We start from the raw sequence: 20,299 nt of genomic DNA, 5'->3' as shown, positions 1-20,299 counted from the left end.
CCGCCGTCAGCCGGAGGCCGGTCGGCGGCCTGCTGTCAGTTGGAGGTGATGCCCGCCTGGCGTTCGGCCGCTTCGACGACGTTGACCAGCAGCATGGCACGGGTCATCGGCCCCACACCGCCCGGATTCGGGGACATCCAGGAAGCCACGTTGGCCGCAGCAGGTTCAACGTCTCCGGCGAGTTTCGTCTTGCCGGTGTCCGGGTCGGCTGTGCGGGTGACGCCGACGTCGAGGACGATAGCCCCCTCCTTCAGTTGGTCCGCCTTGATCATCGAGGGGAAGCCGGCAGCTGCAATTACGACGTTGGCCCGTTCCAGGTGCCCGGCCAGGTCCACCGTGCCGGTGTGTGCCAGCGTGACGGTGGCGTTGATTTCTTTGCGGGTCAGCAGCAATCCCAGCGGGCGGCCCACAGTAATCCCGCGTCCAATGACCAGTACGTCCTTGCCCTTCAAGGAGATGCCGTGGCGAACCAGCAGTTCCACGATGCCGTTCGGCGTACACGGCAGCGGGGCGCCGGTCGTGCCCGCTGCGCCTGACACGTTCAGCGTCAGCCGTCCCAGGTTCACCGGGTGCAGGCCGTCGGCGTCCTTGGCCGGGTCCATCCGCTCCAGGATGGCGTTGGCGTTAATGTGCGCCGGCAGCGGCAACTGCACGATATAGCCCGTCGTGGCGGGATCGCTGTTCAGCTCATCGATCACCGCTTCCAGATCCAGCTGGCTGATATCGTCCGGCAGGTCCTTGCGGATGGAGTTGATGCCGATTTCGGCGCAGTCGCGGTGCTTGCCGGCAACGTACGAATGGCTGGCCGGGTCATCACCCACCAGCACCGTGCCCAGCCCGGGGGTGATGCCTCGTTCCGCGAGGACCTGGACCCGCTCTGCCAGTTCGGACTTGATCTGCCGCGCCGTGGCCTTGCCATCCAGAGTCCGAGCCGGGGCCGGTGTCCCGGCGCCGGCCTCCGGTCCGCTCTTCTGGTCTTGTTCAGTCACCGGTTCACCACTCCTCATATCCGGGGTACAGCGGGAAGTCGCTAGCCAGCCGGTCCACCCGGTTGCGCAGGTTGTCGACGTCGGCACCGGGCTTGAGGGCCGTAGCGATGATGTCCGCCACCTCGCCAAATTCTGCCTCACCGAAACCGCGGGTGGCCAGTGCCGGTGTTCCGATCCGCAGACCGGAGGTCACCATCGGAGGCCGCGGATCAAACGGAACCGCATTTCGATTGACCGTGATGCCGGCTGCGTGCAGCAGATCCTCGGCCTCTTTGCCGTCCATAGCCGAGTTGCGCAGGTCCACCAGCACCAGATGCACATCGGTGCCGCCGGTCAGCACGCTCACCCCGTGTTCGGCCACGTCCCGGCTCATCAGCCGGTCGGCGAGGATGCGCGCACCGTCGACGGTGCGTTGCTGGCGTTCGGCGAACTCTTCGGAAGCTGCGATTTTGAACGCCACGGCCTTGGCGGCGATGGCATGCATTAACGGCCCGCCCTGCTGTCCCGGGAACACCCCGGAGTCCATCTTCTTGCCCAGCTCCTGGCGGGACAAGATCACACCGGAGCGCGGACCGGCCAGTGTCTTGTGCACCGTGGAAGTGACGACGTCGGAATGCGGCACCGGATTGGGATGCAGGCCGGCGGCCACCAGTCCTGCGAAGTGAGCCATATCGGTCCACATGTAGGCCCCGACTTCGTCGGCGATTTCGGCGAAGGCGCCGAAATCGAGCTGTCGCGGGTAGGCGGACCACCCGGCGATGATGACATCGGGACGTTCGGCCTTGGCTTGTTCACGCACCTTGTCCATGTCCAGGCGGAGCGAGTCCGGATCCACCCCATAGGCGGCAACGTTGTACAGCTTGCCGGAGAAATTCAGCTTCATGCCGTGGGTCAGGTGGCCGCCGTGGGCGAGCTCCAGGCCCATAATCTTATCGTCCGGCTTGATCATCGCGGCCAAGGCAGCGGCGTTCGCCTGCGCCCCCGCATGGGGCTGGACGTTGGCATGTTCGGCCCCGAACAGTGCCTTGGCCCGGTCGCGGGCCAGGTTCTCGGCGACGTCGACGTATTCGCAACCGCCGTAATAGCGCCGCCCCGGATACCCCTCGGCATACTTGTTGGTCAGCACCGACCCCTGGGCTTCAAGCACCGACCGCGGCGCAAAGTTCTCGGAGGCGATCATTTCCAAGGTGCCACGTTGGCGGTCCAGCTCCTGGTCCAGGACGGCGGAAATCTCCGGATCGACGTCGGACAGCGGAAGGTTTGCTACGGACTGGGCGGTTTTGCTCACAGTTTCTCCTGGTGAGATACGAAGTTCTACAGGTCAGGCTACCGGCACACCGGTCTTCTCGTGACGTCGGCCCAGGCGTACGACCGTTGTCCTGCAGTTGTGCCACTCCCCGGTGGTTATCCACCCGCGCCAGTTGCGACCCTTCCACTCTAACCCAGAGCACAGGCCGAAGACGCGTAACGGATATTCCGGCTCCAATCGGTGGACGGTAGCGTTGGATGCGTGGATACAGACAACGTCTTCGACGCCGCAACCACGGCCCGCTACACGCTGACACTCTCCTGCCCTGACCAGCCCGGAATTGTGCATTCCGTGGCCGGAGCTCTGGTCTCCGCCGGCTGCAACATCACCGAGTCCCAGCAGTATGGCAGCGATGAAAGCGGAACGTTCTTTATGCGGGTGGCCTTGACGACGACGGCGACACAGCCGGCGCTCGAATCCCACCTTGAGCCGGTGGCAGGATCGTTCAACATGGAATGGGCGGTGCACCCGCACGACCAGCCGGTCCGCACGCTGATCATGGCATCGAAAGACGGGCACTGCCTCAATAACCTGCTCTTCGCCCAGCGCTCGGGAACGCTGCCCATCGAAATCCCCGCGATCGTTTCGAACCACCCGGAGCTCCGGCCGCTGGCGGAATTCTACGGCGTCACCTTCCACCACATCCCACGCACTGCCGGGAACACAGCCGAGGCAGAAGCGCAGTTGCGTACGCTGATCGCCGATTACGACGTCGGCCTCGTGGTGCTGGCCCGCTACATGCAGATCCTCAGCGATGAACTATGCCGGGATCTGGCCGGGCGGGCGATCAACATCCACCACTCCTTCCTCCCTTCTTTTAAGGGAGCCCGCCCCTATGCCCAGGCCCACGCCCGCGGCGTGAAATTGATCGGTGCCACGGCGCACTATGTCACTGGCGACCTCGACGAAGGCCCCATCATCGAGCAAGATGTCGTCCGGGTGGAGCACACCAAGACCGCCGAGCAGTTGGCTGCCACCGGCCGGGATGTCGAGGGCCGGACGCTGGCCCAGGCGGTGCAGTGGCACGCCGAACACCGGGTGCTGCTGGATGGGCACCGCACCATTGTGTTTAAGTGAGCCGTCGCCTCATGTTTAGGCGAGCCGCTTCGCCGCATAGGCTGGTGGGATGGCAAACATCATCCCGTTCAATGGCACTATCCCCACGATCGATCCCGACGCCTTCACCGCGCCCACTTCAACCATCATCGGCGACGCGGTTTTGGGCCGGGACGCGAGCGCCTTCTATGGCGTCGTCGTGCGCGGGGACACCGCACCCATCAAGGTGGGCGATGGATCGAACCTGCAGGATAACGTGGTGTTGCACGCCGACCCCGGATTCCCGACGACAGTTGGCCAGCGGATCAGCGTGGGGCATGCTGCGGTGATCCACGGCTGCACCATTGAAGACGATTGCCTGATCGGGATGAGCGCCACCGTCCTCAATGGCGCGGTCATCGGCGCCGGGACGCTGGTGGCAGCAGGCGCCGTGGTCCTGGAAGGAACCGAGATCCCTCCCCGCTCACTGGTGGCGGGTGTGCCGGCCAAGGTCCGGCGCGAACTGAGCGACGAGGAATTCGAATCGGTCAAGGAGAATGCCGCGCACTACGTCGAGCTGGCCCGGAAGCACAAAGCCGCCAACTGAAGAAGGGGTGCAGGCGGCACATACTTCATCGGCGGCTTGATGAGTGGATCGGTCAAGGGCTGATCATTTACGCCGCCGTCGGTGGTTTCTCCTAGCCCGGATCCTCCAGGCTCGAACGGTATCCTTCTGAACGTTGCACCGGTCCGCGCGGTCCCGATTCCGCAGCGCCGGTGCCGGAGGCGGACCCGTCGTCCCCGCCGGGGTTGCTCCCGCTAAGCCCGCCGCCCTCGTCGGCCGCGGTGTCTGCTCCGGCGGCCTTTTCGGCCGTGGTTCCGCCGCCACCCGGACGCCCTTCCTCCGGGACGGACCGGTTGCGATGCCACAGCACCACAAGCCCCTGGATCACCACGGCCGTTATCAGCCCGGCCACAATGGCGAAGGCAACGGACCCGGCAAAGGGCCATCCCCAGCTGGTGGAGGCGCCGAACGCGATGAAGGCAACCACCAACGAGACGACCAGGTTGGCCGCATACTCGCGCAGAAACTTCTTCATTCTTCAGCTGTAAACCTGAACAGCGCCGCCGCACCCGCCGATTTTGTCCCCGATTCCCCGCCTCGCGCATCCTGAATCGAGCCAACGGGGGCTATTGGTAAAGAGTTCTTTAGAATGTATCTTGAGTGGATGCACAGTGCCGAAGACCGGGCTCAGCCCTCTGGCTCCTCGTATCAGCCCCACCAGGACGAGCAAGTCATTTCGGATCCAGTCCGGATCCGGGCCCTGGCGCACCCATTGCGGCTGCGTCTCCTGGACCACCTGCAGGAGGTCGTTCAGGCAACAGCGACACAATGCGCGGCCGCGCTGGATGAGTCGGTGGCCAGCTGTTCTTTCCACCTGCGCACCCTGGCCAAACACGGATACGTCGAGCCCGCGCCCCGCGCCGGACGGGACAAACCGTGGAAGCTCAACTCGCGACGTCGCAAACACACCATTGACAACACCCGGCCCGGCTCCATCGAAGCAGTGTCCGCACTCGCCGCCTTGCAAGTGGAAGAGCAAATGGCCAGGATCCAGGATTGGTTGACTGCGGCCCCATCGCAGCCGGCGGAGGACATCGACGCGGCGGTGATCAGCAGCGGCAGATTCTATGCCACGCCGGACGAAGTGCGCCAATTGCGCGAACAGATTCTGCACCTGGCGGACGGCTATGTCCAGCGCTGGACCAATCCCCAGCTGCGTCCGCCGGGCTCCAAGCCAACCAAAGTGTTCGCGGTGCTCAACTTCGAGCCGCAGGATCCCGCATGAAACACGAAGGCACCGGGGCCGACGTCGGAACCGCCACCGACGCGACCGCTGCTCACGGTGCCCAGCAAGCACAGCAGGCACAGCACCAAGACCACCCCCAAGACGACCAGCCGGACGCGCAGCACGACGTCGGAACCAACCGCGAGGCCTTGGTCCAACCCGGCTTCCTGCGGCTGGCACTGGCCTGGATTGTCAGCAATTTCGGAGACTCCGCCCTCTTCATCACCTCCGCGATCTGGGTGAAGCAGCTGACGGGCAGCGACGCGGCCGCAGGCCTGGTGTTCGCCGCGCTCGGCCTGCCTGCATTGTTCGCTCCATTGACCGGCCAGCTCGCAGACCACTTTCCGCGCAAGATGCTGCTGGTGGTTAACAACGCACTGGCCGGCGCCATCGTACTGCTGCTGCTCCTCGTCCAGGACACCGGCATGCTGTGGCTGATCTACGTGGTGATCTTCCTCTACGCCAATACCTCCTACATCACCGTCGCCGCCCAGTCCGGACTGATCCGGGCCATGCTCCCCACCCGGCTGCTGGCACCTGCCAACGGAATGTTGAGCAGTATCGACCAAGGCCTGCGGATCGTTTCCCCGCTGGCCGGAGCCGGTCTGTTCGCGCTCTGGGGGATGGATTCCGTCGTCGTACTGACCGCCGTTTGCTTTGGGGCCACGGCACTGATTCTGCTCACCCTCAAGGTCAACGAGCCTGACGCGGAACCGGACCCGGACGGCACCTTTTGGCTCCGCACCACCGCAGGGTTCCGTTTCATTGCCACCCACCGGCTGCTCCGCAACGGCACCCTGACCGTCTTCATGTGCATCGCCGCCACCGGGGTCTTGAACGTCACCAACTTCTCGGCCATTGAAGATGGAATCGGGATGCCCGTTGAATTCATGAGTGTGCTGGTCAGTGTCCAGGGCGTGATGTCGGTGGTGGGCGGGCTCACCGCCAGCGGCGTCATCCGACGCTTCTCACTGACGGCCACCATGACCGCTGGCGTGCTGCTGCTGGGTGCCGGGATCTCCATGCTGGCCACCAACTCGATTGCCCTGTTCCTGATCGGTATCTCGCTGGGCGGCCTCGGCATCCCCTGGATGATCGTCGCCTACGTGACCCTGCGGCAAACGGTGACGCCGATGCGGCTGCAGGGCCGTGCCGCCGCTGCGGGAAACCTGGCCTTCAACGTTCCCCAGGTGATGACCTCCGTACTGGCGGCCGCCATCGTTGGCTTCATCGACTACCGGGTCCTGGTTCTGGCGACGGCCGCGGCGTGCGTGCTGAGCATGGTTCCCGTCTTCTCGCAGCGCAAGGCCGTCCCCGCACCGTGAACCGGCAGGCTTGGAAGTCTTCACAGCACATACGAGGATGGACTCATGACAGAGCCTGGATCTGAACCGTTAATCGTCGTCCCGCCGTGCACCGGTGAGGACGGGAGCAGCCCGCTGGAGGCAACCGGCCGCACCTTGAACTGGGGCGTGATCGCCACCGGAAACATCGCTGCCTCCGTCACCGCCGACATCGGCCTGCTGCCCGATGCCCGGCTGCATGCGGTCAGCTCGCGCTCCCGGGGCCGCGCGGAGCAATTCGCCACGAAGTTCGGATTCACCACCAGCTATTACGACGGCGGCCACAGTCCGCTGTCCGGTTATGAACAGCTGCTCGCTGATCCCGACGTCGATGTCGTCTACGTCGCCACGCCCCATGGCCAGCATCGCACCGTGGCCGGAGCCGCCTTGCAAGCCGGCAAACATGTGCTCTGCGAAAAGTCATTGACCATCAACGCCCGCGAAGCCGCGGAACTGATCGAGCTGGCGGAAACCAACCAGCGGTTCCTGATGGAAGCCGTATGGACCCGGTTCATGCCGAGTGTGCAGCGGGCCTGGCAGATCGTCCGCTCCGGCGAGCTGGGAGAGATCCAATGGGTTCAGGCTGATCTCGGCTTCCCCGCGCCCTACGATCCGAAGGCCCGCATCTGGGCCTTGGACGACGGCGGAGGAGCCCTGCTTGATCTGACGGTTTATCCCCTGACCTGGGCGTTCGGCGTGCTCGGCCGGCCGGAATCGTATACCGTCGCCGGTTCGCTCAATTCCGATGGCGTGGATCGGCAGAACGCATTGCAACTGACCTACAGCTCGGGTGCCCAGGCCCAGTTGACGTCGTCGTTGACGGCCAGCTCCCCGCGGACCGCCACCATCTGCGGGGCCAAAGGCTGGCTGCGCACCAACGCTCCCCTGCACAATCCAACCGAGCTGACCATCGAGACCATGGACGCCGGTGCACGGGCCGAGACCATCGGACAGATCGGAAACGGCTACGTGTACGAAGTGCGGGAGGCCACCCGCTGCATCCAGGCAGGACTCATCGAGAGCCCGACGATGCCCCGGCAGGATTCGCTGGAGACGATGAAATTCTTCGATGCCGTCCGCGCCGACCTGGGAGTGCGCTACCCCAACGATTAAGACGTGGGGCACCCGCTGTTGGCAACCCGCCGCCTAAGTACAAGCAGGAGTGCGCCCACGTCCCCCGCTACTTCGCGGTGCTCTGCTCCAACTCCTGCTCGCCTGCATCAGTTGTGCCCGCATCCCGGCGGCGCCAGTAAGCCGCGAGCACCGCGCCGGAGACGTTGTGCCAGACGGAGAAGATCGCCGCCGGCAGCGCCGCCGCCGGGCTGAGGTATTGCGCCGCAAGTCCCGCAGCCAAACCTGAATTCTGCATCCCCACCTCAACAGAGGTGGTGCGCTTCGCCGCAGTCGGGAGCCGGAACATCCGCGCGAAACCGTACCCGACAGCGTAGCCGGCCGCATTGTGGAGCACGACGGCGGCGAAGATCATCAGCCCGGCCGAAGCGATGCTCTCCGCACTTCCGGCCACGACGGCCAGCACGACGGTGGTAATCGCCAGCACTGATATCCACGGCAAAACCGGAAGCGCCTTCGCCACCAGCTTCGGCATCAGCAGCCGCACCACCAGACCCAACACGACTGGCACGAGCACGATCTGCACGATCGAGAACGCCATCGATCCAGCGTCGACGGGCATGTAGGTCCCCGCCAGCCACAGCGTCAGCAACGGAGTGAGCAACGGCGCCAGCACCGTCGACACCGACGTCATCGCAACCGACAATGCCACGTCACCCTTGGCCAGATACGAGACCACATTCGAAGCCGTTCCACCGGGGCAGCAGCCCACCAGGATGACGCCTGCGGCAAGCTCCGGAGGCAGCCCCAGCGCCACCCCGATCAACCACCCGGTCAGCGGCATCACCACATACTGCGCCACCACTCCGATGACCACCGGGATGGGACGCTTGGCGATCACGGAGAAGTCGGGCGGGGTCAACGTCAGCCCCATCCCGAACATGATGATGCCCAGCAACGGTGAAATCCACGGCGCGATCCCGGTAAAGGCAGTCGGCCACAGCATTCCGGCCACCCCGCCGGCGAGAATCAGCAGCGGGAAGAGCGTCACCGCAATCGTCGCATTACGCTCCGCCTTCGGCCGTGCGCTGGGGGTTTCATCGTGCTGTGCGTGTTCTGCCATACGTGAAGACTTACCACGGACTAAACGGCCAGCCCCATCCGATGACCCCGGCGGGGGAAAATATGACGTCTTACCGGCCTGTTTTTGCGCCCTTGAAAATCCCGTGAAGGAACATATTCGAAGTAACGGTGGACGGGGCCAACGGTTAACAATAGGATAAGTCGAACGTGTCGCAAATCACCTTCCGGGGACGTGAACATGGTGGAGTCTCGCATTACCAGCTGGGCAAACACTGCCTGGCGATCCATGTTCCTCTGCCTGTTCGTGGCCTTGGGATTCATGCTTATCGGCGCTTCCAGCGCTCATGCGAACGACGGCGACGACGGCAATTCGCTCCTTGGAACCGTCGTTGAAAAAGCGACCCAACCGGTGAAGAAAACCGCCACGACAGTTGCGAATAAGGCGGCGGCACCCGTTGTGGAGGATGCGGCGACTGCCGTAGTGGACCGAGCAGCGGCACCCGTTGTGGAGGATGCGGCGACCGCCGTAAAGAGGGCAACCAAACCGGTGGCTGAGACGGCGGCTCATGTTGCGGCGCCCATTGCGGATCAAGCGGTGAAGCCCGTCGTGGAGAAGGCCCTCGAACCGGCAGTGGACCATGTCGCCGAGCCCGTCGTCGACAACGTCGCCAAACCCGTCCTCGACAAGGTGGTCGAACCGGTCGTAACCCCGGTCCGCGAAATCATTCGTCCGGTCACCCAACCGGCTGAGGAAATAGCAAGGTCCGCGGTGAAGCCCATCGCCGATGTCACCGAGTCCGTTACTGAGCGGGTCGTCGAGCCGGTTACCCGTACTGCGCCCGCACCGGCAAGCGGCGCTACGCCTGAGCCTTCAGCCGACGCTGCCCTCGAACCGGCAAGCGGCGCTACGCCTGAGCCCGCAGCTGACGCTGCACCCGAACAGGAGGCCGTCGCTGCGACTGAACCGGCGCGTTCCGCCACATCCGGTACCGCGCCTGCAAACGAGGCCGTGGCGGGCACCCCGGGTTCGGACAGTGCTGCGGGATCCGTTAAATCAGTCCATGGCGCCAGCTCATCGTCCGGCCCCACGTCCCTGGTGTTCGACAAGGGCCCGATGATTATCGCCGACGACTCAGCGCCGGAACTTCACGCAGCCAAGGCAGCAGCATCCACGCAGCGGGGCCACGAAGTCGAGACAACGGCACACGCCTCAGTCCCCGTCCCGGACACCAGTGCTCAACGGGCTGACTCCGACGGTACGGCTGGAATGGCCACCGTCCCCGGGCCCTCCGGGACGGTTACATCCTCCCAAGGCGGCGGAACGGCCGCCGTCGCTGATTGTGCCAGTGCGCATATAGAAGTGGTGTGCACGGGGCTTCAACGGAGCATGAATACTCCCTGGGCAATACCCACTTCAATATCCCCCGATCCGGGCTTTTCGCCTGACTGATTGCTCCCGCATTTCGCCTGGGTGCAAAACCAGGCCACCGCGACTCGCGCGATAAATTCCAACGAATTGCCGCAATCCAAGAGGCCGGCCACTTCTCTGCCCCAAAGAGAGCGGCCCCTTCTCAACCTCAAGAGACCGGCCACCACGCTCGGCGGGCACCGGCACCAGTTCCGCTATGCCCGCCTTACCGGGACGGATTCCTGCCGCTGGCAGGCGTGCTGTCCCTTACTATCGGGCGTCGTGTGGCCGCCTTGTAACTCAGGGAGAAAGGAGAAATAGGGATATATCATCGTGTGGCTGCGCATTCCCCTCCTCCCGCGCAGCCACACGATCATGCCCATGGATCGGTCCGGAGGCTGGAAAAGACAGCATCCCCGCACCGGTAAAAGTGCGGGACGCCATCGCCATTTCGGCTAATAGATGGGCCGATCCGTGGGCACCTGATGATTCAGGCAGCCGGCCAGTACGCTTGTCTGCGTGGAATCACGGTCGCACTACCAAAGTCCGACGACGGACCCGCGCCCACCTGCACACGCGGGGCATCCACCGGCGCCACTCCGGTGGGTCAGCGTTGGAGTGCTTCCCCTGCTGATCGTGTACATCGGGTTGCCGCTTCAGATGACACTCAACCGCGGTGACCTGGCCACTTCCATCGTGCAGAACACCCCCGACCTCGCTCCGGAACATGTGGACTTCGCCGTCGCCGCGGCCCTGTTCTACACCTGGACCTTGCATGCCATCAACATTGTGCTGGTGGTTTGGTTCGTCCTGAGGGCACGCCGGGGACGCAGGTGGGCACGCATCGCCCTGACGATTTATCTGATTGCTGCCACTGGGTTCAGCTTTATTTCGATGGCGGCAGGCCTTCAGTATGGTCTCTGGGCGGTCCCCGGAGACGTCATCCATGTGGCTATGCTCGGCCTCCTGTGGCTCCCGCCATCGATGCGTCGTTTCTTCTCCACCTAGCACCAGCGGCCCCGCACCTGCGAGGGTGCGGGGCCGCTATGCCGCGTCCAGCCAATGGCAGTTCAGCCAATGGACCGTTCAAAGCAGTCCGGTCCATCACGCGGCCCGGCTACTTGTTCAGGCAGGCCGGGCTGGTTACTTGTTCAGGCGGGCCGCCAGATTCTCATCCAGCGCGGCGAGGAAATCCTCTGTGGTGAGGTGGCCCTGCTCGCCTTCGGCCAGCAGCGCCAGGTCCTTGGTCATCTTGCCGGACTCGACGGTCTTCACGACCACGTCTTCGAGGGTCTGTGCGAACTCCACGACCTCGGGGGTTCCATCCAACTCGCCGCGGTGCATCAACCCGCGGGTCCAGGCGAAGATCGACGCGATCGGGTTGGTCGACGTCGGCTCACCGGCCTGGTGGCGGCGGAAGTGCCGGGTGACCGTTCCGTGCGCGGCTTCGGCCTCCACTGTCTTGCCATCCGGAGTCATCAACACCGACGTCATCAGGCCCAGCGAACCAAAGCCCTGAGCGACCGTATCGGACTGGACGTCGCCGTCGTAGTTCTTGCAGGCCCAGACGTAGCCGCCTTCCCACTTCATGGCCGAAGCGACCATGTCATCGATCAGGCGGTGCTCGTACGTCAGGCCGGCCTGGGCGAACTGGTCCTTGAACTCGTTGTCGAAGACTTCCTGGAACAGGTCCTTGAACTGACCGTCGTAGGCCTTGAGGATGGTGTTCTTGGTGGACATGTAGACCGGGTAGTTGCGCATCAGGCCATACCTGAACGATGCACGCGCGAAGTCCTTGATGGACTCGTTGAAGTTGTACATTCCCATGGCCACGCCGCCCTCTTCAGGCATCGTGACGACGTCGAACTTCATCGGCTCGGAGCCGTCGTCCGGTTCGAAGCTCATAGTGACCTTGCCGGCACCCGGGACCTTGAAGTTGGTCGCCTTGTACTGGTCGCCGTGGGCGTGGCGGCCAATGATGATCGGCTGGTTCCAGCCCGGCACCAGCCGCGGGATGTTGGAGATAATGATCGGCTCGCGGAAGACCACCCCACCGAGGATGTTGCGGATAGTTCCGTTCGGCGAGACCCACATCTTCTTCAGGCCGAATTCTTCGACCCGCGCCTCATCGGGGGTGATGGTGGCGCACTTAACGCCGACGTTGTGCTCCTTGATGGCATTCGCGGCATCGACTGTGACCTGGTCGTCCGTGGCATCACGGTTCTGGATGGACAGGTCGTAGTATTTCAGATCCACATCGAGATAGGGATGAATCAGGCGGTCCTTAATGAACTGCCAGATGATGTGGGTCATCTCATCGCCATCGAGCTCGACGACGGGGCCGGCTACCTTAATCTTGGACACACGGTCTCCTTATGATTCGGGGCCGCGTCTCGTCGTCGACCCCTGTTGTTTCCAGGTGTTTCTCGTGGACAATCAGGTTCAATAATGCCACAACGCCCGTTGCCGGGACGAACTGGAATCGCTGACGTTGAGCACCCTTGAAGCCCCGGCACGACGGCGGCACGCCGCCGACAGTGCCACCTTCAGCCGCCCGCCCTTACGCCGGAGCGATAACGGAAAACAGCACCAGGCCAACGGCGCACCCGGCAAGCACGACGGCGTCGAAGGCGCGGCTGCGGGCGGCGAACAGCATTCCCTCTTCACGCCCGGTTCCCCGCAGCACGGCGAGGATCATCAACAGTGCCGCCAGCACGAAACCGGTCACCCGGAAACTGGCCGTCACCGCCAGCACCATGGCCAGAATGAGTGCAGCGAGGGCAAACCAGATGAACCGCCATCGGCGCAGCAGCAGGCCCTGTCCCGTGCCGGCCCGGCCGCGCCCCGGGGCAGGCTCATGCGGTTCGCTCACTGAATCCTCGATCCGGTTTTGGTCCCTAACCGGAGCCTAGTGGAAAAAGTGCCGCGCACCGGTGAGGTACATGGTGACACCGGCTGCCTGTGCCGCCGCGATTACTTCTTCGTCACGCACGGAGCCACCGGGTTGCACGACGGCGCGGACGCCGGCATCGAGCAGGATCTGCAGTCCGTCGGCGAAAGGAAAGAAGGCGTCCGAGGCCACGACCGACCCCGCGGCACGGTCCGGCGACGTGCCGTCCGCCTGGCCGTCGTCGGCCGCACCGAGCGTCCGGGCGCGCTCGACGGCGAGCTTGCAGGAGTCGACCCGGTTGACTTGCCCCATGCCGATGCCGACAGTAGCGCCATCATGGGCGAGCAGAATGCCGTTGGACTTCACGCCGCGCAAGGCGCCCCAGGCAAACACCAGATCCGCCAGGGTCTTCCCGTCCGCGGCCTCGCCGGCGACCAGCTTCCAATTCCGCGGGTCGTCCCCGTCGGCGCCGAGGGTGTCAACCGTCTGCAGCAGCATGCCGCCGGAGACCTGCTTGAACTCGGCCGGATCGCGACGGTAACCGGCGGGAAGCGCGAGCAGCCGGATGTTCTTCTTGCCGGTCAGAATGTCCCGGGCCTCGGGCTCGAAACCAGGTGCGATGACGACTTCGGTGAAGATTCCCGACACGGTGCGCGCCATGGCGGCGGTGACCGGACGGTTCGCGGCAATCACCCCGCCAAACGCCGACACGGGATCGCAGGCGTGCGCCTTGGCGTGGGCATCGGCGATCGGATCGGCCGCCCCTTCGGTGGCGACGGCGATGCCGCAGGGGTTGGCATGCTTGACGACGGCGACGGCCGGCTGGTCGAAGTCGAAAGCGGCCCGCACCGCTGCGTCACCGTCGACGTAGTTGTTGTACGACATGGCCTTGCCATGCAGCAGGTCCGCCTGCGCGATTCCCGGCGTCGCGCCCTGCTCCACATACAGTGCGGCCGGCTGGTGCGGGTTTTCGCCGTACCGCAATACGGAACTGCGTTCCAGGGACAGCCCGGCGTAGAGCGGCCACTGACCGCTGTCACTGGTTCCGTCTCCGAACTGCGCCGCCGTCCAGGAGGCCACCGCGTTGTCATAACCGGCGGTGTGGGCGAAGGCCATGGCGGCCAGCCGCCGTCGTGCGTTCAGGTCGAATCCGCCCTCGGAGGCTGCGGCGACGACGTCGGCATAGCGTGCCGGGTCGACGACGACGGAAACCGACGCATGGTTTTTCGCCGCGGAACGCACCATCGCCGGACCGCCGATATCGATCTGTTCGACGACGTCGTCCGGTTCGGCGCCGGACTTCACGGTGTCGACAAAGGGGTAAAGATTGACGACGACCAGGTCGAATGCCTCGATCTCGAGGTCGGACAATTGATCAACGTGCTCGGACCGGCGGCGGTCCGCGAGGATTCCCGCATGGACCTTCGGGTGCAGCGTCTTGACCCGGCCATCGAGGGTCTCCGGGAAGCCGGTCAGCTCAGCCACTTCAGTGACCGGCACGCCGGCGGCCGAAATGCGTCCCGCCGTCGAACCGGTGGACACGATTGCCACTCCCGCGTGATGCAGGCCCTGAGCCAGTTCCTCAAGCCCGGTCTTGTCGTATACCGAGATCAAGGCCCGGCGGATGGGAACACGGTCAAGCTGTTTCAGACTCACACAAATCTCCAGGAGTTTTCAGGACGGGGCCGCACACCAGTGTAGTTCACCAGCGACTGCCCTACGTGGCCGGCAATTCCGCGTCCGGTGTCTCTTCAATGGACCTCATCGTCCACTCGCCGTCAATGTAGGAAGCCTTTACGGTGAGCACCGTCGGCTTCTTCGGCTCGATGGTCGAGGCCTCTTCACCCTCGGAATTGAATATGGTGCCGGCAGTTTCCGAGTATGTGACAAGCGCCGTGCCCGTCGATTTCCCCTCCGGGAGCTTCGGGAAAATATCGGTCACCCTCGGGTCGCCGCCGGCCATCCAGCCGCCGTCGTCGTAGACCTTGTTGATCATGTCGATCTCGTTGCTGCAGTAATTGCACTTGTCGGACGACAGTTCATCGAGCTTGTCGGTTTCACCGGTCTGCTGGGCGTAGCTGTTGTAGGAGATCCAGAAGTAGGTGAACGTCTTCAGGCCCTCGGCCGACTTAGCCGTCAGCGGCTTCGATTCCTGCGGGGCATCGACGTTCCGTGCCGGGCCGGCCGAGCTGGCCCCCACCGGCACCTCATGACCCGATTCCGATTGGGACTCGGAGGCCGCCGTTCCGCAGCCTGTCAGGGCCAGGGCGGCCACCGCCGCGCCAGCGGCCATCTGCATCATATTCTTCATTTACCATCCTCGAGGTGATTCGCAGTGACTCCCCGTGCAGCTCCCGGTCTCCCCGGGCCGCGGTCCGGCTGTCACGCCAACTGGCAATTTCGGGGCAGCCATCGCTGCCCTTGCACATCCTATTCAAACCACTGTGCACCGGTTCACAAAAAGATCACCTTGGTGATCAGTATCACCGGCCGGATAGGTGCTCACGGAACAGCCGTCCGTTCCCGGTCAGTATTTGCGCGACAGTTCAGCCAGTGTTTCGATCAGCAACCGGCGCTCCTCGACCTTGATGCGCTCATGCAGCGTCGCCTCGGTATCGTCGTCGAGCACTGCCACTGGCGCCTGCGCCAGGATTGGCCCGGTGTCCACACCGGCGTCGGCCACCATCACCGTCGCACCGGTGACCTTCACGCCGTACGCCAAGGCATCCCGCACACCATGGGCCCCGGGGAAAGACGGCAGCAGCGCAGGGTGGGTGTTGATGTAGCGGCCTTCGAATCGTTTGATGAAGCGCTCATCGACAATGCGCATGAATCCTGATGACAACACAAGGTCCGGGCGGTAGGAGGCTGCTTTCTGGCGCAACGCATCGTCCCAGTCGCGGCGGTCGGCGTAGTCGCCGAAGTTGACCACGAAGGTGTCGATACCAGCCGCGGCGGACCGCTCCACCCCATAGGTGCCATGCCGGTCCGCCCCCACAGCGGCAACCTCAATAGGCAGCTGCCCGGCCCGCTCGGCATCGATAACGGCTTGCAGGTTCGAACCGCTGCCGGAGACCAGGACGACTATACGCATGGACACCACTTTAAGGGCCTGACTGGCATAGGCTGGAATCATGGACGACGGTCAACCACAGCACCAAGAGTCGACGCGGACTCACGGACCTCCACCGCAGCGCGATCCCAACAGGCCTCACCGGCACAAGCCGACCGACGACGAGTTGAAGTCGGCGCGCACCTTCATCCGGCTGTTCGCCTTCTCGATCATCCTCGCACTGCTGACCAGCTACCTGGAGCTGCCGTGGAAGGCGGCTGCCCCCGTGATCGCCGCGGCCGCCGTCGTCTTCTCCATCATTGGCTTGGTGAAGTCCGTCAGGTGCGGTTTTCCGCGGCTATTGCGGGTCGGGCTCGCGTTGGGGATCGGAGTCTCACTGGTGTTGACCATTTCATCGGCCGCGCTCGTAGCGTTGTGGCCCATCACCGCCGAGTACGAGACGTGCATGTCCCAGGCGCTGACGGTCAGCGCCGAGGTCGAGTGCCAGCAGGACTACGAGAAAACCCTGGAGGAACTCAGCGAACCGTTGACCCCGTAGGCGAGGCCGCCGCCGGATACGCGAATCCTGCCGGCGACATGGTGCTGCCCGACTGCCGGCCGGCCCCCACGCAACTCAACGGTCCGACGTCGTGCTTTCGTCAACAGTTTCCGGGTCGGTTTCCAGCAACGGTGCCAGCGCGTATCCAATGACGACGCCGATAGCCACCTCGGCTGCCACCCAGACGGCAGTCGTCAAGGGGTCGGGGCCAAGTTCGGTGAACCGGCCGATCGCGATTGACCCGCGGGCGATCCACGCCGCAATCGCTGCGCCGATTCCGGCGATGGCACCGATGAAAACTCCGAGGGCCAGGGTGGAGGCAGCGGAGGTGAACCACCGGGCGTGGACCTTGATCTCCAGCCATTCGTCGAGGTGGTTCTCGCCTTCGCGCAGGAACCACCATCCGGCCAGCGCCCCGGCAGTGATCGGAATCAGCAGTGCGGCAATGCCGAAGTCCAGCTGCCCCGTGGGCAGCGCCGCGAGCATAGGGAACGACGGCAGCGGGCCGACTTGGGTGCCCAGCGGCCCCACCAGCGAACCCTCGCCCAGGAGGAATCCAGCACCGGAGGCCCAGGATAACGTCCAGATCGCGAAGTTGGGCAGCAGGCCGAGTTCGACGATGGTCAGCACCGACCCGCCCACAATCCCGGGCGCCAGCCCCTCGTACACCGTGATGATTTCGGACCAATGCAGGCCGATGGCGACCGTCAACAGCAGTGCGGACAGGGACAGCGACGCCATGAACGCCAGTGTGGAGGCGCGCACAATTGACCAGGCATAGGACCCGGCCCAGCGGGAATGCTGGCTCGTCGCCGCGACCCATTCGGCAGCGTCCACGCCAATCAGCCGGCTCCAGGACCCCGCTTCACGTCGGGCGCCGATGATGAGTCCGGCGCCGACGGGGATCAGGGGCACCAGCATGGCCGCCGCAACCGGCGTGGATACCTGGCTGGTTTCGCTGATGAACGCTGTGCCCGTACTGGCAGCCGCATAAACCACGACGGCGCCCAGGCCTGCCTGCCAGAGTTGATCTGTATAGGAGGCGCGGGCCAGCCGCCGGCCGGACCGCCATGCGAGGAAGAACGGCACCAGTGTCAAGGCCAGCGGGGTGAGCGTGATGGCTCCGGTCAGCATGTCGCGCGAGCTGGTCCCGCCCGCCAGCTGCAGTTCCAGGGGGACACCGTGGATCAGCAGCCAGGCATGTCCTCCCAATCGTGCGAGGGAGGCAAAGGAGCGGTCGGAGAAGCCATCGGCCCACCAGACTCCCGCCAGCGGGATCAGCACCAGCAGCGCCGTCACGAGTGCCACTTGCGCGAATTCGAAGGCACCCTGCAGCCACAGGGGCATCGGCAACCTTCGCTCCTGGTTCAATTTCATCGTCTCTATAGTGTCACGCGGTGCCGACAGGTTGACTCAAGACAACGCCGCACAACGATTCATCGGCACTGGCCGGGACGATCAGCCGGCGGCGGAGCGAATGGCACCCAACGCGTGGTCGACAAGTAATTCCGTGTCTGGCCAGTCCATCTCCGGCTTGGTAATGCGCAAGTCAACGATGCCGTGCAACGACGCCCACAACCCGGTGGCCAACGTCATCGCCGCCGGTGAGCTGGCGCGCTCTGCAAGGCAGCCGGCGACCGCATCCACCAAGACCTGGAACGCAGCAGCGCCGGGATGCCCGGTTCCTTCCGGCAGGCCCAACCCGGCCGGACCGGCGTTGGCCGCGCTGAACAACACCCTGTAGTGGCCCGGCTGCTCCAACCCGGCGGACACATAGGCGCGGCTCATCGCTTCCAGCCGCGCCACGGGGTGTTCACGGCCCTCAGCCGCCTGGTTCAGCACAGCGGTGAAATCGGCGAACCGTTCCGTGATGACGGCGCGGACGAGGGCTTGCTTGTCGGGAAAGTGGCGGTAGACCGATGGTGCCGTGACGCCGGCGTCGGCCGCTACATCGCGCATCGTCAGCGCGTCCACATCGCCGCTCCGAGCGAGCAAGTCCGTGGCCACGCGGATGACGACCCCGCGCAACTCGTGGCCGGTGCCGCGCTTCCGGCGCCGGGAGGAGGAGCTCGGCCCTTGGTGTTTCGCCGGATCCTGCGGAATCAAGCCCCGTCGCCGGGTCGCGGTCCCCCGAGGCGCCTGCCCATGTCGTCGGCCAGGGCCTGCAAGGCGGCCAGCGGACGCAGGAAGACTGTAATGTCGAAGATCCGGTTGTCGCGGTCCGGGTCGCAGCGGACCACCAGCAGGCCGTCGGCCGTGCCGGGGTGATCCGCGACCTGCACCGTGAACATCAGTATCGCGGTCTGCGCGCCGGGTTGCCCGGCGGGCTGTGCGCCGGCTTGTCCGGCGGTCTCCGCGCCGGCTTGCCCCGCGGCCTGCCGGATAGTCTCAGTCACCTCGACATCGTGGAGCGCCCCGTCCAGCACGGCCGTGAGAATCTGCCCGGTCACCTCCCGCCCCTCGAAAGGCTGGTCGTGCACTGCGACTCTGAGCGTGACGTCGTCGGTCATAGTTGCCAGCACCGTGGCGGCGTCGGCCGCCTCGAGTCCGGAAGCGAGTTGGGCGAGCATGTGCGACTCCTTCATAGGTTAACGCTTGTTAGTATAACGCACGTTATCCCTGGTTCGCCAGTGCCACGGTCCGGAAACCGCAGTTGCCCATGGACGACTCGGCGGTGTTGAAGGTCCTGGCGGCCACGCGGTACCGGTTGCAGTAGGAGTCGTGGCACAGGTACGAGCCGCCGCGCATCACCCTGCCATGGCCGATAGTGGGCCCGGGCGGATCCTCCCGCGGCGAGTTGCGGTAGTACTTGGGCAGGAACCAGTCGGCGCACCACTCCCAGACATTGCCGCTGGTCTCATAGAGCCCGTACCCGTTGGGGCCAAAGGACTGCACCGGCGCGGTCGCCAAGTATCCGTCGGCGGTGGTGTTCGACGTCGGGAACGTCCCCTGCCAGATATTGCACAGGTGGGACCCGTCGTCGCCGAGCAGTTCATTGCCCCACGGATAGCGGTGGCCGTCGAGCCCTCCCCTGGCGGCGAATTCCCACTCCGCTTCCGTGGGCAGCCGCCGGCCGGCCCAGGAGCAATACGCCAGCGCGTCATGGTGGGAAACGTGCACGGCGGGATGGTCGGCGAGCTCCCGCCAGCTGGAGTTGCGGCCGCCGGGGTGGGCCCAGTCAGCGCCGCGCACATTCAACCACCAGGGCGCGCCTTCCGCCTCGCCGAGCACATCTGCGGCGGGGGCGGCCGCGGCCAGGTGGAAGACGGCCGACGTTCCGTATTGTTCGGCCTCGGTCCGGTACCCCGTGGCGTCGATGAAGGCTGCGAACTGGCGATTGGTGACGGCGGTGGCGTCGATAGCGAAGCTGCTCAGATCAACGTCGTGGACCGGGTGTTCTCCGTCGGCCGGATACCCCTCGCCAAATGGATCGCCCATCGAAAAGGTCCCGCCGGGCAGGGCAATATCGTCGTGGACAGCGGGGGAATGGACGACGGCGGCAGCGCCCTGCCGCGGTACAGGCGCGGCGGCTGCATGGCTCCCGCCGTCTGTCCGTACATCTCCGTTCGTCCGCGCAGCGTCCCGCGACGGGGCGCAACAACCACTGTGTCCTTGGTGCGGCTCGTTCACTTATCCACCTTCAATCAGTCCACCGGCTTATATCCACCGGCTTTATATCCACCGGCTCGCCCCCACCGGCCCAGGTCCAC

21 protein-coding genes and 1 riboswitch are annotated in these 20,299 nt (G+C 64.8%); of the genes, 8 read left to right on the top strand and 13 right to left on the bottom strand.

The genetic code is table 11. The annotated features are described in order from the left end of the window. Nucleotides 1-35: 35 nt before the first annotated feature. Together H535_RS0108340 and glyA are read right to left on the bottom strand one after the other, a co-directional pair. Nucleotides 36-989: a bifunctional methylenetetrahydrofolate dehydrogenase/methenyltetrahydrofolate cyclohydrolase gene (locus H535_RS0108340; protein ID WP_051298834.1), complete on the bottom strand. Its 954-nt coding sequence runs from the start codon at nucleotides 987-989 to the stop codon at nucleotides 36-38. 4 nt (nucleotides 990-993) lie between these two features. Further along, the gene (gene glyA / locus H535_RS0108335; RefSeq protein WP_026819192.1) at nucleotides 994-2,277 is read right to left on the bottom strand and encodes a serine hydroxymethyltransferase; all 1,284 of its coding nucleotides are present in this window, start codon (nucleotides 2,275-2,277) and stop codon (nucleotides 994-996) included. A gap of 62 nt (nucleotides 2,278-2,339) precedes the next feature. Next, nucleotides 2,340-2,424, bottom strand: a riboswitch (ZMP/ZTP riboswitch). A 75-nt stretch (nucleotides 2,425-2,499) separates the two neighbouring features. Here glyA and purU point away from each other — a divergent pair. Together purU and H535_RS0108325 are read left to right on the top strand one after the other, a co-directional pair. Further along, nucleotides 2,500-3,375, top strand: a complete 876-nt coding sequence (gene purU, locus H535_RS0108330; protein WP_051298832.1) for a formyltetrahydrofolate deformylase — start codon at nucleotides 2,500-2,502, stop codon at nucleotides 3,373-3,375. Between the two features lie 49 nt (nucleotides 3,376-3,424). Beyond that, nucleotides 3,425-3,940, top strand: coding sequence for a gamma carbonic anhydrase family protein (locus H535_RS0108325; protein ID WP_026819190.1), 516 nt, complete (start codon nucleotides 3,425-3,427; stop codon nucleotides 3,938-3,940). Between the two features lie 91 nt (nucleotides 3,941-4,031). Here the strand turns inward: H535_RS0108325 and H535_RS24280 are convergent, their stop codons facing one another. Beyond that, complete coding sequence (locus tag H535_RS24280; RefSeq protein ID WP_035768862.1) at nucleotides 4,032-4,433, bottom strand: magnesium transporter; 402 nt, start codon at nucleotides 4,431-4,433, stop codon at nucleotides 4,032-4,034. 129 nt (nucleotides 4,434-4,562) lie between these two features. Between H535_RS24280 and H535_RS0108315 the strand changes: the two genes are divergently transcribed. From H535_RS0108315 to H535_RS0108305, 3 genes are read left to right on the top strand one after another with little or no spacing between them, the layout of a single operon-like run. Continuing rightward, on the top strand, nucleotides 4,563-5,183 hold the full coding sequence (locus H535_RS0108315) for a winged helix-turn-helix domain-containing protein (RefSeq protein ID WP_035768860.1): 621 nt from the start codon (nucleotides 4,563-4,565) through the stop codon (nucleotides 5,181-5,183). Further along, entirely contained in the window at nucleotides 5,180-6,508 is a 1,329-nt protein-coding gene (locus tag H535_RS0108310; protein WP_026819188.1) for an MFS transporter, read from the top strand. Before H535_RS0108315 ends, H535_RS0108310 begins: the two co-directional genes overlap by 4 nt. A gap of 45 nt (nucleotides 6,509-6,553) precedes the next feature. Beyond that, on the top strand, nucleotides 6,554-7,639 hold the full coding sequence (locus H535_RS0108305; protein ID WP_026819187.1) for a Gfo/Idh/MocA family protein: 1,086 nt from the start codon (nucleotides 6,554-6,556) through the stop codon (nucleotides 7,637-7,639). A gap of 67 nt (nucleotides 7,640-7,706) precedes the next feature. On the opposite strand, the gene H535_RS24275 is transcribed toward H535_RS0108305, so the two are convergent. Further along, the gene (locus H535_RS24275) at nucleotides 7,707-8,720 is read right to left on the bottom strand and encodes a bile acid:sodium symporter family protein (RefSeq protein WP_051298831.1); all 1,014 of its coding nucleotides are present in this window, start codon (nucleotides 8,718-8,720) and stop codon (nucleotides 7,707-7,709) included. A 198-nt stretch (nucleotides 8,721-8,918) separates the two neighbouring features. On the opposite strand from H535_RS24275, the gene H535_RS0108295 reads away from it, so the two are divergent. Both H535_RS0108295 and H535_RS0108290 read left to right on the top strand, forming a co-directional pair. After that, nucleotides 8,919-10,130: a hypothetical protein gene (locus H535_RS0108295; protein ID WP_155838622.1), complete on the top strand. Its 1,212-nt coding sequence runs from the start codon at nucleotides 8,919-8,921 to the stop codon at nucleotides 10,128-10,130. A gap of 618 nt (nucleotides 10,131-10,748) precedes the next feature. Beyond that, nucleotides 10,749-11,096 (top strand): hypothetical protein, encoded by a 348-nt coding sequence (locus tag H535_RS0108290; RefSeq protein ID WP_155838621.1) that lies wholly within the window; start codon nucleotides 10,749-10,751, stop codon nucleotides 11,094-11,096. Between the two features lie 135 nt (nucleotides 11,097-11,231). On the opposite strand, the gene H535_RS0108285 is transcribed toward H535_RS0108290, so the two are convergent. The 5 genes from H535_RS0108285 to purN all read right to left on the bottom strand — a co-directional run bounded on the left by H535_RS0108285 (nucleotide 11,232) and on the right by purN (nucleotide 16,072). Next, a complete protein-coding gene (locus tag H535_RS0108285; RefSeq protein ID WP_026819184.1) occupies nucleotides 11,232-12,452 on the bottom strand; it encodes an NADP-dependent isocitrate dehydrogenase in 1,221 nt (406 codons plus the stop codon). A 196-nt stretch (nucleotides 12,453-12,648) separates the two neighbouring features. Next, nucleotides 12,649-12,960 carry a DUF3017 domain-containing protein gene (locus H535_RS0108280; protein WP_035768857.1) on the bottom strand — a complete coding sequence of 104 codons (312 nt, stop codon included), beginning with the start codon at nucleotides 12,958-12,960 and terminating at the stop codon, nucleotides 12,649-12,651. Nucleotides 12,961-12,996: 36 nt separating this feature from the next. Further along, nucleotides 12,997-14,634, bottom strand: coding sequence for a bifunctional phosphoribosylaminoimidazolecarboxamide formyltransferase/IMP cyclohydrolase (purH, locus tag H535_RS0108275; RefSeq protein ID WP_026819182.1), 1,638 nt, complete (start codon nucleotides 14,632-14,634; stop codon nucleotides 12,997-12,999). Between the two features lie 61 nt (nucleotides 14,635-14,695). Next, on the bottom strand, nucleotides 14,696-15,289 hold the full coding sequence (locus H535_RS0108270) for a DUF6318 family protein (protein WP_026819181.1): 594 nt from the start codon (nucleotides 15,287-15,289) through the stop codon (nucleotides 14,696-14,698). 216 nt (nucleotides 15,290-15,505) lie between these two features. Beyond that, entirely contained in the window at nucleotides 15,506-16,072 is a 567-nt protein-coding gene (gene purN, locus H535_RS0108265; RefSeq protein WP_026819180.1) for a phosphoribosylglycinamide formyltransferase, read from the bottom strand. A 40-nt stretch (nucleotides 16,073-16,112) separates the two neighbouring features. Between purN and H535_RS0108260 the strand changes: the two genes are divergently transcribed. After that, complete coding sequence (locus tag H535_RS0108260) at nucleotides 16,113-16,589, top strand: hypothetical protein (RefSeq protein WP_026819179.1); 477 nt, start codon at nucleotides 16,113-16,115, stop codon at nucleotides 16,587-16,589. A gap of 75 nt (nucleotides 16,590-16,664) precedes the next feature. On the opposite strand, the gene H535_RS24270 is transcribed toward H535_RS0108260, so the two are convergent. The 4 genes from H535_RS24270 to H535_RS0108240 form a co-directional block, all read right to left on the bottom strand. Then, nucleotides 16,665-17,966 carry a cell division protein PerM gene (locus H535_RS24270; RefSeq protein ID WP_051298830.1) on the bottom strand — a complete coding sequence of 434 codons (1,302 nt, stop codon included), beginning with the start codon at nucleotides 17,964-17,966 and terminating at the stop codon, nucleotides 16,665-16,667. 81 nt (nucleotides 17,967-18,047) lie between these two features. Continuing rightward, nucleotides 18,048-18,695, bottom strand: a complete 648-nt coding sequence (locus H535_RS24265) for a TetR/AcrR family transcriptional regulator (protein WP_051298829.1) — start codon at nucleotides 18,693-18,695, stop codon at nucleotides 18,048-18,050. After that, nucleotides 18,692-19,174 carry a hypothetical protein gene (locus H535_RS0108245; RefSeq protein ID WP_155838620.1) on the bottom strand — a complete coding sequence of 161 codons (483 nt, stop codon included), beginning with the start codon at nucleotides 19,172-19,174 and terminating at the stop codon, nucleotides 18,692-18,694. Before H535_RS0108245 ends, H535_RS24265 begins: the two co-directional genes overlap by 4 nt. Before the next feature lie 28 nt (nucleotides 19,175-19,202). Beyond that, on the bottom strand, nucleotides 19,203-20,219 hold the full coding sequence (locus H535_RS0108240; protein ID WP_026819177.1) for a formylglycine-generating enzyme family protein: 1,017 nt from the start codon (nucleotides 20,217-20,219) through the stop codon (nucleotides 19,203-19,205). Nucleotides 20,220-20,299 lie beyond the last annotated feature (80 nt).

This window comes from Arthrobacter castelli DSM 16402, from assembly GCF_000430705.1.
Lineage (GTDB): Bacteria > Actinomycetota > Actinomycetes > Actinomycetales > Micrococcaceae > Arthrobacter_C > Arthrobacter_C castelli.
Note: the sequence above shows the minus strand (reverse complement) of the source record. Positions and strands in the feature narration are given on the sequence as shown.